The 14,525-nt window shown below is 53.1% G+C and carries 10 protein-coding genes, 1 rRNA gene, 1 pseudogene and 1 riboswitch; of the genes and pseudogenes, 9 read left to right on the top strand and 3 right to left on the bottom strand.

What is annotated here, in order from left to right; translation table 11 throughout:
- Positions 1-8: 8 nt before the first annotated feature.
- A complete protein-coding gene (gene argE / locus AC07P6_RS29645) occupies positions 9-1,160 on the bottom strand; it encodes an acetylornithine deacetylase (RefSeq protein ID WP_478315297.1) in 1,152 nt (383 codons plus the stop codon).
- A 184-nt stretch (positions 1,161-1,344) separates the two neighbouring features.
- Here argE and argC point away from each other — a divergent pair, with 184 nt between their 5' ends.
- From argC to oxyR, 4 genes are all read left to right on the top strand, one after another.
- On the top strand, positions 1,345-2,349 hold the full coding sequence (argC, locus tag AC07P6_RS29640; RefSeq protein ID WP_434660873.1) for an N-acetyl-gamma-glutamyl-phosphate reductase: 1,005 nt from the start codon (positions 1,345-1,347) through the stop codon (positions 2,347-2,349).
- 6 nt (positions 2,350-2,355) lie between these two features.
- Entirely contained in the window at positions 2,356-3,132 is a 777-nt protein-coding gene (gene argB / locus AC07P6_RS29635) for an acetylglutamate kinase (protein WP_110276177.1), read from the top strand.
- A gap of 90 nt (positions 3,133-3,222) precedes the next feature.
- Complete coding sequence (argH, locus tag AC07P6_RS29630; protein ID WP_182235518.1) at positions 3,223-4,596, top strand: argininosuccinate lyase; 1,374 nt, start codon at positions 3,223-3,225, stop codon at positions 4,594-4,596.
- Positions 4,597-4,865: 269 nt separating this feature from the next.
- The gene (gene oxyR / locus AC07P6_RS29625) at positions 4,866-5,783 is read left to right on the top strand and encodes a DNA-binding transcriptional regulator OxyR (protein ID WP_112216369.1); all 918 of its coding nucleotides are present in this window, start codon (positions 4,866-4,868) and stop codon (positions 5,781-5,783) included.
- Here oxyR and sthA read toward each other — a convergent pair.
- On the bottom strand, positions 5,766-7,166 hold the full coding sequence (gene sthA, locus AC07P6_RS29620) for a Si-specific NAD(P)(+) transhydrogenase (protein WP_182235519.1): 1,401 nt from the start codon (positions 7,164-7,166) through the stop codon (positions 5,766-5,768). The two genes, oxyR and sthA, sit on opposite strands and share 18 nt — an antisense overlap.
- A 196-nt stretch (positions 7,167-7,362) precedes the next feature.
- On the opposite strand from sthA, the pseudogene fabR reads away from it, so the two are divergent.
- Both fabR and AC07P6_RS29610 read left to right on the top strand, forming a co-directional pair.
- Positions 7,363-7,997 (top strand): annotated as a pseudogene (gene fabR / locus AC07P6_RS29615) (HTH-type transcriptional repressor FabR).
- A 15-nt stretch (positions 7,998-8,012) separates the two neighbouring features.
- Positions 8,013-8,372, top strand: a complete 360-nt coding sequence (locus tag AC07P6_RS29610; protein ID WP_181484189.1) for a YijD family membrane protein — start codon at positions 8,013-8,015, stop codon at positions 8,370-8,372.
- Between the two features lie 48 nt (positions 8,373-8,420).
- Here AC07P6_RS29610 and trmA read toward each other — a convergent pair whose 3' ends face one another.
- On the bottom strand, positions 8,421-9,521 hold the full coding sequence (trmA, locus tag AC07P6_RS29605; RefSeq protein WP_478315296.1) for a tRNA (uridine(54)-C5)-methyltransferase TrmA: 1,101 nt from the start codon (positions 9,519-9,521) through the stop codon (positions 8,421-8,423).
- Between the two features lie 116 nt (positions 9,522-9,637).
- A riboswitch (cobalamin riboswitch) is annotated at positions 9,638-9,819 on the top strand.
- Positions 9,820-9,886: 67 nt separating this feature from the next.
- On the opposite strand from trmA, the gene btuB reads away from it, so the two are divergent.
- The 3 genes from btuB to AC07P6_RS29590 all read left to right on the top strand — a co-directional run bounded on the left by btuB (position 9,887) and on the right by AC07P6_RS29590 (position 14,487).
- Entirely contained in the window at positions 9,887-11,770 is a 1,884-nt protein-coding gene (gene btuB / locus AC07P6_RS29600) for a TonB-dependent vitamin B12 receptor BtuB (protein ID WP_478315295.1), read from the top strand.
- Entirely contained in the window at positions 11,715-12,566 is an 852-nt protein-coding gene (gene murI, locus AC07P6_RS29595; RefSeq protein WP_478315294.1) for a glutamate racemase, read from the top strand. The genes btuB and murI overlap by 56 nt, the downstream gene beginning before the upstream one ends.
- A gap of 381 nt (positions 12,567-12,947) precedes the next feature.
- A 16S ribosomal RNA gene (locus AC07P6_RS29590) occupies positions 12,948-14,487 on the top strand.
- The last annotated feature ends 38 nt before the right edge of the window (positions 14,488-14,525 follow it).

Raw genomic sequence — 14,525 nt, 5'->3', positions numbered from 1 at the left:
GCGTATTTTTAATGCCAGCAAAAATGGTGGACCACCTGAGTGATAAGCTCACGAGTCGGCTTAATAAAGCGCGTTTCCAGGTACTCATCCGGCTGGTGGGCCTGGTTGATGGAGCCAGGGCCTAATACCAGCGTCGGGCAAAGGGTCTGAATAAATGGCGCTTCGGTGCAGTAGTTCACGACTTCGGTTTGCGCGCCGAGCAGCTTTTCGACAACCGCAACCAGTTTATGGTCCGGCGGGCATTCATAGCCGGGGATCGGCGGATGCAGTTCGGAAACGGTCAGACGCCCAGGCCAGCGTTCGCTTACCGGTGCCAGCGCTTCTTCAAGGAGTCCGTTAAGATCGTTGAGCGTCATACCCGGCAGCGGGCGAATATCCATATGCAGTTCGCAGCAGGCGCAAATGCGGTTGGAGGCATCGCCGCCGTGAATCGCTCCGAGGTTAAGTGTGGGGTACGGGACGGTAAACGCAGCGTAGTGATAACGCTCTTTTAAGTCGTCGCGTAGCTGCACGATGCGACCAATGGCATCGTGCATCAGCTCAATGGCGTTGACGCCGCGTGCCGGGTCGCTGGAGTGGCCGGATTGCCCCTGGACGCGAACCGCGTTGGACATGTGGCCTTTGTGCGCACGCACCGGCTGCAGTGACGTAGGTTCGCCGATAATGGCGCAATCCGGTCGCAGCTGGGTAGTTTCGGCAAAGTAGCGGGCACCGGCCATGCTGGTTTCTTCATCGGCAGTTGCCAGAATATAGAGCGGTTTTTTCAGCTTAGTCACATCAACATCGCGCAAAGCATCGAGAATAAAAGCGAAGAAGCCTTTCATATCCGCGGTGCCAAGGCCGTAAAGTTTGTTGTCGTGCTCGGTCAGAGTGAAGGGGTCGCGAGTCCAGCGACCATCATCAAACGGGACGGTATCAGTATGCCCGGCTAGCAGCAGGCCGCCAGCACCGTTGCCGGTACTGGCCAGCAGATTGAATTTATTGCGTGTACCCGGCACCGGTTGAACTTCAACGTTAAAGCCAATATCGCGGAACCAGCCTGCCAGTAAATTGATTAAAGACTCATTGCTTTGATCCAGCGCCTCTTCGGTTGCGCTGATGGAAGGTGTGGCGATCAACGCGCGGTAAATCTCGATAAAGGGCGGTAAATTGTTTTTCATTGTTGACACACCTCGGGTCATGATAGTATCAATATTCATGCATTATTTGTGAATAAAAATACATTATCGCTGAGCCTAAGAAAACCTATTTAATGTAGGGATGATGTTCTTACGGCTTAACAGGGTGGGGAAGGCAACGGTCTTCCAGAGCAAATATACGTAAGCAAGAAGGTGAAGAGCCCCAATGTTGAACACGCTGATTGTGGGCGCCAGCGGTTATGCCGGCGCAGAGCTAGTGGCCTATGTAAATCGCCATCCTCATATGACCATAACCGCTTTGACGGTCTCCGCGCAAAGCAATGATGCGGGAAAATTAGTTTCCGATTTGCATCCGCAGCTAAAAGGGATTGTTGACCTGCCGCTGCAGGCAATGTCCGATATTAGCGAGTTTAGCGCTGGGGTCGATATCGTTTTTCTCGCTACCGCCCACGAAGTGAGCCATGACCTCGCGCCGCAGTTTCTCGCGGCGGGTTGCGTGGTGTTCGATCTTTCCGGGGCGTTCCGCGTTAACGATGGCGCTTTCTACGAAAAATATTATGGTTTCACTCACCAGCACCCTGAGCTGCTGGAACAGGCGGTTTACGGCCTGGCCGAGTGGAGTGTCGATAAGCTGAAAGAGGCGAATTTGATTGCGGTGCCGGGTTGCTACCCGACGGCGGCCCAGCTGTCGTTGAAACCGCTGATCGACGCGGACCTGTTGGATCTTAACCAGTGGCCGGTGATCAATGCGACCAGCGGCGTTAGCGGCGCCGGGCGTAAGGCTTCCATCGGCAACAGCTTCTGTGAAGTCAGCCTGCAGCCCTATGGCGTCTTCAACCACCGCCATCACCCTGAAATATCCACTCATCTGGGTGCGAACGTTATTTTTACCCCGCATCTGGGCAACTTTAAGCGTGGGATTCTGGAAACCATCACCTGCCGCCTGAAGCCTGGCGTGAGCAAAGAGCAGGTGGCGGCGGTGTTCCAGCAGGCCTATGCGAACAAACCGCTGGTGCGTTTATATGATAAGGGCATGCCCGCATTGAAAAATGTCGTGGGTCTGCCATTCTGTGATATCGGTTTTGCGGTCCAGGATGAACATATCATCGTCGTGGCGGCGGAAGATAATCTGCTGAAAGGCGCGGCGGCCCAGGCCGTACAGTGTGCAAATATCCGTTTCGGCTTCGCTGAGACGCAGTCTCTTATTTAAGGTGTGATGATGAATCCTTTAATTATCAAACTCGGCGGCGTCCTGCTGGATAGCGAAGAAGCGCTGGAGCGCCTGTTTACCGCGCTGGTGAATTATCGCGAGACGCATCAGCGTCCGCTGATTATTGTCCACGGCGGCGGCTGCGTGGTGGATGAGCTGATGAAGCAGCTTAATCTGCCAGTGAACAAGAAAAACGGTCTGCGAGTGACCCCTGCGGATCAAATCGACATTATTACCGGCGCGCTGGCGGGGACTGCCAATAAAACGTTGCTGGCGTGGGCGAAAAAACACGGCCTGGCTTCCGTTGGACTATTCCTTGGTGATGGCGACAGCGTTAAGGTGACTCAGCTTGACGCCGCACTGGGCCATGTGGGGCTTGCACAGCCGGGCTCTCCGGCCCTGATTAACACGCTGTTGGCTGGAGGTTACCTGCCGGTCGTCAGCTCTATCGGTGTCACCGATGAAGGCCAACTGATGAACGTCAACGCTGACCAGGCGGCTACCGCACTGGCGGCAACGCTTGGTGCAGACCTGATTCTGCTGTCGGATGTAAGCGGTATTCTTGACGGCAAAGGTCAGCGTATTGCCGAGATGACTGCGGCGAAAGCAGAGCAGCTGATTGAGCAGGGCATTATCACCGACGGGATGATCGTCAAAGTGAATGCGGCTCTGGATGCGGCACGCACGTTAGGTCGCCCGGTGGATATTGCCTCCTGGCGTCATGCTGAACAGCTGCCAGCGCTGTTTAACGGAACATCGATCGGTACACGTATTCTGGCTTAATATTTTATGCCCGGCGGCGCTTTGCTTGCCGGGCCTACAAGACTGTAGGCCGGTTAATCCGGCGGAACTAACGAATAAAGGAAGCATGTTATGGCACTTTGGGGCGGGCGTTTTACTCAGGCAGCGGATCAGCGGTTCAAACAGTTCAACGACTCTTTGCGCTTTGACTATCGCCTGGCGGAGCAGGATATCGTTGGCTCTGTTGCCTGGTCCAAAGCGCTGGTGACGGTTGGCGTATTGACCGCTGATGAACAGCTGCAACTGGAAGAGGCGCTGAATATTCTGCTGGAAGAAGTGCGGGCTAACCCGCAACAGATCCTCGAAAGTGATGCGGAAGATATTCACAGCTGGGTTGAAGGCAAGCTGATCGACAAGGTCGGTCAGTTGGGCAAAAAGCTACACACCGGGCGCAGCCGTAACGACCAGGTCGCGACCGACCTGAAGCTGTGGTGTAAAGATACCGTGGTGGAACTACTGTCGGCGAATCGTCAGCTGCAAAGCGCGCTGGTGGAAACGGCGCAGAACAATCAGGACGCAGTGATGCCGGGTTATACCCACCTGCAGCGCGCGCAGCCGGTGACTTTCGCTCACTGGTGTCTGGCCTACGTCGAAATGCTGGCGCGTGACGAAAGCCGTCTGCAGGATGCGTTGAAGCGTCTGGACGTCAGCCCGCTGGGCTGCGGCGCGTTGGCGGGCACGGCCTATGAAATCGATCGTGAACAGTTGGCTGGCTGGCTGGGCTTTGCTTCAGCCACTCGTAACAGTCTGGATAGCGTCTCTGACCGCGATCATGTCCTGGAACTGTTGTCCGACGCCTCAATCGGTATGGTCCACTTGTCGCGTTTTGCCGAAGACCTGATTTTCTTTAATACCGGCGAAGCGGGATTTGTCGAGCTGTCCGATCGCGTGACTTCTGGCTCATCGTTGATGCCGCAGAAGAAAAACCCGGATGCGCTGGAGCTGATCCGCGGTAAATGTGGCCGCGTACAGGGCGCGCTGACTGGCATGATGATGACCCTGAAAGGTCTGCCGCTGGCATATAACAAAGACATGCAGGAAGACAAAGAAGGGCTGTTCGATGCGCTGGATACCTGGCTGGACTGCCTGCATATGGCGGCGCTGGTACTTGATGGTATTCAGGTGAAACGTCCGCGTTGTGAAGAAGCCGCGCAGCAGGGTTATGCGAACGCGACCGAGCTGGCGGATTATCTGGTCGCCAAAGGCGTACCGTTCCGTGAAGCACACCATATTGTCGGTGAAGCGGTGGTAGAAGCCATTGCTCAGGGTAAACCGCTGGAAGATTTGTCTCTGGTCGATTTGCAGAAATTCAGCAGCGTGATCGCCGATGACGTCTATCCGATACTGTCGTTGCAATCGTGCCTTGATAAGCGAGCGGCTAAAGGTGGTGTCTCACCGCAGCAGGTTGCTCAGGCTATTGCTGATGCCAAACAGCGTCTGATTTAAACGTCAGCCACGCCGATGTTGAGGCGGTGAGTAAACGAAGCTCGGGTAACCCCCGGGCTTTTTTATGCAAAAAAAAGCGGACACAAGGTCCGCAAAAGTTCACGTTGGCTTTAGTTATCCGGGTAGAGAGAATCTATGAGGCAGCTCAATGATTTTCAGAGGGTTGCCTCGTTTGTGGGTTTATTATTGAACAGAAAACTTGATAGGGATAATCGTTCATTGCTATTCTATCTATCGCCATGGACTATCGTGGCAATGGAGGATGAATAATGAATATTCGCGATCTTGAATACCTGGTAGCGCTAGCCGAACATCGCCACTTCCGGCGTGCGGCAGACTCCTGCCACGTTAGCCAACCCACTCTCAGCGGACAAATCCGTAAGCTGGAGGATGAGCTTGGCGTCATGTTGCTGGAGCGCACCAGTCGTAAGGTTCTGTTCACCCAGGCCGGGCTGTTGCTGGTGGACCAGGCGCGTACTGTGTTACGCGAAGTCAAAGTGCTCAAGGAAATGGCAAGCCAACAGGGAGAGTCCATGTCCGGGCCGCTGCATATTGGCCTGATCCCGACAATTGGGCCTTATCTGTTGCCACTGATTATCCCGATGCTGCACCAGACCTTTCCAAAGCTGGAAATGTATCTGCATGAAGCGCAAACCCATCAGCTGCTGGCGCAACTCGACAGCGGTAAGCTCGACTGCGCGATTCTGGCATTGGTCAAAGAGAGCGAAGCCTTTATTGAGGTACCGCTATTTGATGAGCCGATGCTGCTGGCTATCTACGAAGATCACCCATGGGCGAACCGTGACCGTGTGCCGATGTCGGAACTGGCTGGGGAAAAGCTGCTGATGCTGGAAGATGGCCACTGTCTGCGCGATCAGGCGATGGGTTTTTGTTTTGAAGCTGGTGCTGATGAAGATACCCATTTTCGGGCAACCAGTCTCGAAACGCTGCGTAACATGGTTGCTGCCGGTAGCGGTATAACCCTGTTGCCTGCCCTTGCCGTGCCGCAGGAGAGAAAACGCGATGGTGTCGTCTATGTGCCGTGCATTAAGCCGGAACCACGACGTACCGTCGGGCTGGTTTATCGTCCTGGTTCGCCGCTGCGTAGCCGCTATGAACATCTGGCGGAGGCCATCCGCGGTAAGATGGATGGCCATTTCGATACAGCGTTAAAACAGGCGGTTTAAGCCATTCAACGCGGCTACCCGATAGGCTTCTGCCATTGTCGGGTAGTTAAAGGTGGTGTTAACGAAGTACTCAATGGTGTTACCACCACCTTTCTGCTCCATAATCGCCTGGCCGATGTGAATAATTTCGGCCGCGCGCTCGCCAAAGCAATGAATGCCGAGGATCTCTTTCGTCTCGCGATGAAACAGGATCTTTAGCGTCCCAACGCTCATGCCGACAATTTGCGCTCGCGCCAGATGTTTGAACTGCGCACGTCCCACCTCATAAGGCACCTTCATGGACGTGAGCTGCTGTTCGGTTTTGCCGACGGAGCTGATTTCCGGAATGGTGTAAATCCCGGTAGGGATATCTTCAATTAAATGCGCGGAGGCTTCACCTTTGACCAGCGCCTGGGCAGCGATACGCCCCTGATCGTAAGCGGCGGATGCCAGGCTCGGATAGCCAATCACGTCACCCACGGCATAAATATGCGGCAGGGCGGTTTGGTACATACTGTTGACCTTCAGTTGACCGCGGCTATCGGTTTGCAGGCCGATGTTTTCCAGCGCCAGCGAGTCGGTATTCCCGGTGCGGCCGTTGGCATACAGCAGGCAGTCCGCTTTCAACTTTTTGCCGGATTTCAGATGCATGATGACGCCGTCGTCAACACCTTCAATTTTCTCGTACTCTTCATTGTGACGAATCACCACGCCGCTGTTCCAGAAGTGATAGGAGAGCGAGTCGGACATCTCTTGGTCGAGAAACGCCAGCAGGCGATCGCGGGTGTTGATCAGATCGACTTTGACTTCCATACCGCGGAAGATCGATGCATATTCGCAGCCGATCACTCCGGCGCCATAGATGATCACATGCCGTGGTTCATGGTGCAGGCTGAGGATCGAGTCGCTGTCATAAACGCGTGGGTGTGAGAAATCGACATCCGTAGGGTGGTAGGGACGTGAACCGCAGGCAATGACGAATTTTTCCGCCGTGACCGTTTCAACGGTGCCGTCGTGGCATTCAAGCGCAAGCGTGTGTTCATCGACAAAGTGCGCATTGCCCTGCAGGATTTCACAGTGGTTGCGCTCATAGAAACCCTGACGCATGTGGGTTTGCTGGTTAATGACGCTGTCGGCATGGTTCAGAATGTCGGCGAAGGAAGAACGAAGAAGACGGGAATGGTCGCTGTAGAGAGGGTTCTGGTTAAATTCAATAATACGGCTAACGGCATGGCGGAGGGCTTTCGATGGGATGGTGCCCCAGTGGGTACAACCGCCGCCGACGTTATGGTAGCGCTCAATGACGGCAACGCGTGCTCCCTGTTTCACCAGCCCCATAGCAGCACCTTCTCCGCCAGGGCCTGAACCAATCACAATTGCATCATAATCCCAAGAGTGTGACATGGCATTACTCACCTGTTTTATACATAAAATAAACACGATGATAACATTCGGTGGGCTTTAACCCAATTATCGTTGTGCTTTTTTGCGTCATAAAAGCAGAAACAGCTCGTAAACAATCATTCACAATCCAGTGTAAACCGATTAGTTCTAATCTCTGGTATAGTGCCGACAGGGCCTTTGGAAGGATTCAGACAACGTGATGGGCGTAAGAGCGCAACAAAAAGAAAAAACCCGGCGTTCGCTGGTGGAAGCCGCATTTAGCCAGCTAAGTGCTGAACGGAGTTTTGCCAGCTTGAGCCTGCGTGAAGTTGCGCGGGAAGCGGGGATTGCCCCGACGTCCTTCTATCGACATTTTCGTGACGTCGATGAACTCGGTCTGACGATGGTAGATGAAAGCGGGCTTATGCTACGCCAGCTGATGCGCCAGGCGCGACAGCGTATTGCTAAAGGCGGCAGTGTGATTCGCACTTCTGTTTCTACCTTTATGGAGTTCATCGGCAATAACCCAAATGCCTTCCGTCTGCTGTTGCGTGAGCGCTCCGGTACGTCCGCCGCGTTTCGTGCCGCAGTCGCCCGCGAAATTCAGCATTTTATCGCGGAACTTGCTGACTATTTAGAAATCGAAAACCACATGCCGCGCGCCTTTACTGAAGCGCAGGCTGAAGCTATGGTCACCATCGTATTTAGTGCTGGCGCCGAGGCTCTGGATGTAAGCCCGGAATTGCGTCGACAGCTTGAAGAGCGACTGGTACTCCAGCTCAGAATGATCTCGAAAGGCGCGTATTATTGGTATCGCCGTGAACAAGAAAAAAATCAAATCATTCCGAATAACGTGAAGGACGAGCAATGAAACACTCAGTTCAAGATAAAGGTACGCTGCTGCTGGCGCTGATCGCAGGGTTATCCATTAATGGAACCTTCGCTGCGCTGTTCAGCTCAGTAGTCTCATTTTCTGTTTTCCCGATTTTATCGTTAGTGCTGACGGTTTACTGTCTGCATCAGCGCTATCAAAACCGCAGTATGCCCGTGGGTTTACCGGGGCTGGCCGCCGCGTGCTTCATTCTTGGCGTGCTGCTTTATAGCACCGTAGTGCGTGCGGAATATCCGGACATCGGTTCTAACTTCTTCCCGGCCGTACTGTCGGTGATTATGGTGTTCTGGATCGGCTACAAGGTGCGTAACCGTAAGAGCGCGGTTGCGGAGTAATTCTGCTGAATTTTCCCGGCAACCATGATGTTGCCGGGTTACTGACATCTACTTCTTCGTTAACAGTACGCCGCATTCCATATGATGGGTATATGGGAACTGATCGAACAGCGCCAGGCGCGTGACTTCGTGCGTCTCGTTGAGCGTTTCCAGGTTCTTGCATAAGGTTTCTGGATTGCAGGAGATATACAGGATCCGCGGATAGGTCTGCACCATTTTCTCCGTTTCACTATCCAGCCCGCTGCGCGGTGGATCGACAAAAATCGTCTCACACTGATAGCTTTTCAGATCAATACCTTGCAGACGGTTAAACTCCCGCACGCCGTTCATCGCCTGGGTGAACTCTTCTGCCGCCATACGGATAATCTGCACGTTATCAATATGGTTAGCCGCAATGTTGTATTGCGCCGCCGCCACGGACGGTTTGGCAATCTCCGTTGCCAGCACGCGTTCGAAATTCCGCGCCAGCGCCAGGGAAAAGTTGCCGTTACCGCAGTACAGCTCAAGCAAATCACCGGTTGCGCCTTTAGTTGATTCGACCGCCCATTCCAGCATCTGAATGTTCATCGCCGCGTTTGGTTGGGTGAAGCTATTCTCAACCTGGCGATAGACCATTTCACGCCCGCCGACCGGCAGACGCTCATCTATATAGTCCTGATCCAGCTCAATTTTGGTCTTAGTCGCGCGGCCAATCAGATGCACGTTCAGATTTTGCGCGCGTAGCGCATCGCGGAAGATTTCTGCTTGCTGACGCCACTCGTCGTCGAGCTTTTTATGGTACAGCAGCGACACGATGGCCTGATTGCTCATCGTGGTCAGATAATCGACCTGGAACAGCTTATGGCGTAGCACCAGATTGTCGCGCACGCCCTCAATTACTGCGGTCATCAGCTGATTAATCAGTTCGCTGGCCGCCGGGAAGGTATCGACGCGAATACGGGATTTGGTCTGCTGATCAAACATGATGTGGTACAGGTCATCGCCATCGTGCCAGATGCGGAATTCTGCGCGCATACGATAGTGGCTGACCGGTGAACGAAACACTTCCGGAACCGGGGCGGCAAAAGGGGCCATCATTTTCTGCAAACGGACGACTTTTTCTGCCAGCTGCGCTTCATATTGTTCGGTAGGAAGGTGTTCGGGGGTCATGATGCATCCTGAATAAAATAAGTACGCGGGGATTGTAGGGAAAGTGTCGGGGATGTCCAGCTCTGATGATATTCAGAAATATAACGATAGAAGTCTGGACATCTATATGTTTCTAATTATAGCATCATGTTACCGGTCCTATGTGTTAATAGGGAATCCAGTGTAAATCTGGAGCTGACGCGCAGCGGTAAGGAACAGTGGGATGAGCGCATTATGCAGACACTGCGGTGGTTTAGCGGGAAGTCTTCATCCATAACACACCCCAAGCCCGAAGACCTGCCGGAACACGTCGCATTTGGTTTCTATCATCGCGTACTACTGATAGTAGCCGGCGGCATCCTTTGTATATTACGGATGCTTTTAAAATGATTAAAAAGGCTTCGCTGATGACGGCCCTCTCCGTCACGGCATTTTCCGCTTGGGCGCAAGACAGCAATTCAGATACGTTAGTGGTGACAGCAAACCGTTTTCAACAGCCGGTCAATACGGTCCTTGCGCCAACGGATGTTGTTACGCGGGAAGATATTCAGCGCTGGCAGTCAAAAGATCTTAATGATGTGATGCGTCGCCTGCCGGGGGTGGATATTTCGCAGACCGGCGGGATGGGGAGCAGTTCTTCTCTCTACGTTCGCGGTACGGAAGCACGTCATGTGCTGGTGCTGATTGATGGTGTGCCAATGGCGCGGGCAGGTATTGGTAACGCCATTGACATTAGCCAGATTCCGGTATCCCTGGTGCAGCGTGTTGAGTATATCCGCGGGCCGCGTTCTGCTGTTTACGGTTCGGGGGCGATTGGTGGTGTGGTCAACATCATTACCATGAGTGACGATGAACACGCGCAGATCAATGCCGGGATGGGGTCGAATGGCTACCAGACTTATGATGGAGCGGTAAATAAACGTTTTGGCGACACGATGGTGACGGCGGCAGGCGCCTATCAGACGGCCAAGGGCTTCAACGTCAAACCAGATTCCCCTTACAGCGGCGACAGCGACCGTGATGGTTATCGCAACAAACTGTTCTGGGGTGCCGTACAGCACAAGTTTGACGAGAGTTTCTCGGGTTTCTTCCGTGGTTATGGATACACGGCTAACAACGATTACGATCAGGATACGATGTATGGTTCTCCTGCTGGTAACGACGAGAGTCAGAACTATAACCAATCCTGGGACACTGGACTGCGTTATAACTCGGGCATCTATTCCTCTCAGCTAATTGCGAACTATCAGCACCTTAAAAATTATAACTACAGTAGCAACCTTGGCCGCTATGCGGGTGATGCTACGCTGGATGACATGGAACAGCGTTATATTCAGTGGGGTAACAACTTTGAAGTAGGACATGGTTCAGTAAGCGGTGGTGTTGACTGGAAACAGGAAAAGTTGACTTCCAGCAGTACGACGAAATCTGATATCTACAAACGCGACACCACAGGGCTTTATTTGACCGGGCAGCAACAGATCAATACCGTCACGCTGGAAGCCTCGGGTCGTGAAGATCACGATGAGCAGTTCGGCTGGCACGGCACGTGGCAAACTGCGGCGGGCTGGGAATTTGTTGATGGTTATCGCGCAACGCTTTCTTATGGTACTAGCTTCCTGGCGCCATCTTTAGGGCAGCAATTCGGCGCGACGCGTTATGCATCGCAATATTATTCAGGTATTGCAGCAAACCCGGATCTAAAACCGGAAGAGTCTAAACAGTGGGAAGCGGGAATTGATGGGATTACGGGGCCACTAGATTGGAAAATCTCAGCATACCACTATGAAATTCAAAACCTGATTGATTATAAAAGCACGAACAACGTCAACCAGTATATCAACGTGAAGTCGGCCACCATTAAAGGTCTGGAGTGGACAGGGAACATCACGACTGGCCCGGTAGAGCATCACCTGACGCTGCAATATACTGATCCTCGTGACGATGAAACCAACCAGGTTCTTGCTCGCCGAGCGAAACAGCAGGTGAAGTATGAAGTCACCGGGCAGGTTTATGACCTCGGCTGGAATATCGCTTACCAATATCTGGGCCAGCGCTATGACAACGACTATGATGAGACAACAAACTCCTCTAGTCGCGTTAAACTGGGTGGCGTAAGCCTATGGGATGTCGGATTGTCATATCCTGTCACCTCACACCTGACAGTTCGTGGTAAAATAGCCAACCTGTTCGATAAAGATTACGAGACAGCATATGGCTACCCAACTGCAGGACGGGAATACACCTTGTCTGGCAGCTACACCTTCTAAACCACGTCCCACCGTGCTGGTGTTTGATTCCGGCGTCGGTGGGTTGTCGGTATATAATGAGATTCGGCATCTCCTGCCGGAACTCCATTACATCTACGCTTTCGATAACGTCGCTTTTCCATACGGTGAGAAAAGCGAAGAGTTTATTGTTGAACGAGTCCTTGAGATCGTGACCGCTGTTCAGCAGCATTACCCGCTGGCGCTGGCCGTTATTGCCTGTAATACCGCAAGTACCGTTTCCCTCCCCGCACTGCGCGATAAATTCGCATTTCCTGTCGTTGGTGTTGTCCCGGCAATAAAACCAGCAGCACGCTTGACGGCGAATGGTATTGTGGGCCTGCTGGCAACACGCGGGACGGTAAAGCGTCCTTATACACGCGAACTTATTGCCCGTTTTGCTAATGAGTGTCGGATCGAGATGCTGGGGTCGGCGGAGCTGGTGGAACTGGCGGAAGCTAAACTGCATGGTGAGCCAGTCCCGCTGGATGAGCTGCATCGTATCCTGCGGCCCTGGCTGAGGATGCAGGAACCTCCAGATACTGTTGTGCTGGGCTGTACGCACTTCCCTCTATTACATGACGAGTTGCAACAAGTTCTGCCTGAGGGGACGAGAATGATCGACTCCGGTGCGGCCATTGCGCGTCGAACGGCCTGGCTACTGGAGCATGAAGCGCCGGATGCAAAATCTAGTGATGCGAATATTGCGTACTGCATGGCGTTGACGGCAGAAACTGAACAACTTTTACCCGTTCTGCGGCGCTATGGCTTCGAATCGCTGGAAAAACTGCCGCTCTAAGGGTGTTTTGCGCAAAAAAGAGACGGTTGAAAGATTTTTTGAAAACAGGGCTTGTCAACTTCTCAGAACTCCCTATAATGCGCCACCACTGACACGGAACAACGGCTTACAGGCCGCCGGGTTAGCGGGGTTCAGCGATGAACGCCGGCAGAGAAAAGCGAAATTAAACGCTTGACTCTGAATGAGGAAAACGTATTATACGGGACCTCGCAACGGTGAGCGAAAGCCGCGTTGCACTGCTCTTTAACAATTTATCAGACAATCTGTGTGGGCACTCAAAGTGACATGGATTCTTAACGTCGCAAGACGAAAAATGAATACCAAGTCTCTGAGTGAACATACGTAATTCATTACGAAGTTTAATTCACGAGCATCAAACTTAAATTGAAGAGTTTGATCATGGCTCAGATTGAACGCTGGCGGCAGGCCTAACACATGCAAGTCGAGCGGTAGCACAGAGAGCTTGCTCTCGGGTGACGAGCGGCGGACGGGTGAGTAATGTCTGGGAAACTGCCTGATGGAGGGGGATAACTACTGGAAACGGTAGCTAATACCGCATAACGTCGCGAGACCAAAGTGGGGGACCTTCGGGCCTCATGCCATCAGATGTGCCCAGATGGGATTAGCTTGTTGGTGAGGTAACGGCTCACCAAGGCGACGATCCCTAGCTGGTCTGAGAGGATGACCAGCCACACTGGAACTGAGACACGGTCCAGACTCCTACGGGAGGCAGCAGTGGGGAATATTGCACAATGGGCGCAAGCCTGATGCAGCCATGCCGCGTGTATGAAGAAGGCCTTCGGGTTGTAAAGTACTTTCAGCGAGGAGGAAGGCATTAAGGTTAATAACCTTAGTGATTGACGTTACTCGCAGAAGAAGCACCGGCTAACTCCGTGCCAGCAGCCGCGGTAATACGGAGGGTGCAAGCGTTAATCGGAATTACTGGGCGTAAAGCGCACGCAGGCGGTCTGTCAAGTCGGATGTGAAATCCCCGGGCTCAACCTGGGAACTGCATTCGAAACTGGCAGGCTAGAGTCTTGTAGAGGGGGGTAGAATTCCAGGTGTAGCGGTGAAATGCGTAGAGATCTGGAGGAATACCGGTGGCGAAGGCGGCCCCCTGGACAAAGACTGACGCTCAGGTGCGAAAGCGTGGGGAGCAAACAGGATTAGATACCCTGGTAGTCCACGCTGTAAACGATGTCGACTTGGAGGTTGTTCCCTTGAGGAGTGGCTTCCGGAGCTAACGCGTTAAGTCGACCGCCTGGGGAGTACGGCCGCAAGGTTAAAACTCAAATGAATTGACGGGGGCCCGCACAAGCGGTGGAGCATGTGGTTTAATTCGATGCAACGCGAAGAACCTTACCTACTCTTGACATCCAGAGAACTTAGCAGAGATGCTTTGGTGCCTTCGGGAACTCTGAGACAGGTGCTGCATGGCTGTCGTCAGCTCGTGTTGTGAAATGTTGGGTTAAGTCCCGCAACGAGCGCAACCCTTATCCTTTGTTGCCAGCGGTCCGGCCGGGAACTCAAAGGAGACTGCCAGTGATAAACTGGAGGAAGGTGGGGATGACGTCAAGTCATCATGGCCCTTACGAGTAGGGCTACACACGTGCTACAATGGCATATACAAAGAGAAGCGACCTCGCGAGAGCAAGCGGACCTCATAAAGTATGTCGTAGTCCGGATCGGAGTCTGCAACTCGACTCCGTGAAGTCGGAATCGCTAGTAATCGTGGATCAGAATGCCACGGTGAATACGTTCCCGGGCCTTGTACACACCGCCCGTCACACCATGGGAGTGGGTTGCAAAAGAAGTAGGTAGCTTAACCTTCGGGAGGGCGCTTACCACTTTGTGATTCATGACTGGGGTGAAGTCGTAACAAGGTAACCGTAGGGGAACCTGCGGTTGGATCACCTCCTTACCTTAAAGAACCTGCCTTTGTAGTGCTCACACAGATTG

It is taken from the genome of Klebsiella sp. GFKo11, assembly GCF_056490265.1.
This window is presented reverse-complemented; position numbering and strand designations above follow the sequence as displayed.

Coding starts and splice junctions, on each gene's coding strand:
- argE (WP_478315297.1), bottom strand. CDS start 1,160: ATGAAAAACAATTTACCGCCCTTTATCGAGATTTACCGCGCGTTGATC.
- argC (WP_434660873.1), top strand. CDS start 1,345: ATGTTGAACACGCTGATTGTGGGCGCCAGCGGTTATGCCGGCGCAGAG.
- argB (WP_110276177.1), top strand. CDS start 2,356: ATGATGAATCCTTTAATTATCAAACTCGGCGGCGTCCTGCTGGATAGC.
- argH (WP_182235518.1), top strand. CDS start 3,223: ATGGCACTTTGGGGCGGGCGTTTTACTCAGGCAGCGGATCAGCGGTTC.
- oxyR (WP_112216369.1), top strand. CDS start 4,866: ATGAATATTCGCGATCTTGAATACCTGGTAGCGCTAGCCGAACATCGC.
- sthA (WP_182235519.1), bottom strand. CDS start 7,166: ATGTCACACTCTTGGGATTATGATGCAATTGTGATTGGTTCAGGCCCT.
- AC07P6_RS29610 (WP_181484189.1), top strand. CDS start 8,013: ATGAAACACTCAGTTCAAGATAAAGGTACGCTGCTGCTGGCGCTGATC.
- trmA (WP_478315296.1), bottom strand. CDS start 9,521: ATGACCCCCGAACACCTTCCTACCGAACAATATGAAGCGCAGCTGGCA.
- btuB (WP_478315295.1), top strand. CDS start 9,887: ATGATTAAAAAGGCTTCGCTGATGACGGCCCTCTCCGTCACGGCATTT.
- murI (WP_478315294.1), top strand. CDS start 11,715: ATGGCTACCCAACTGCAGGACGGGAATACACCTTGTCTGGCAGCTACA.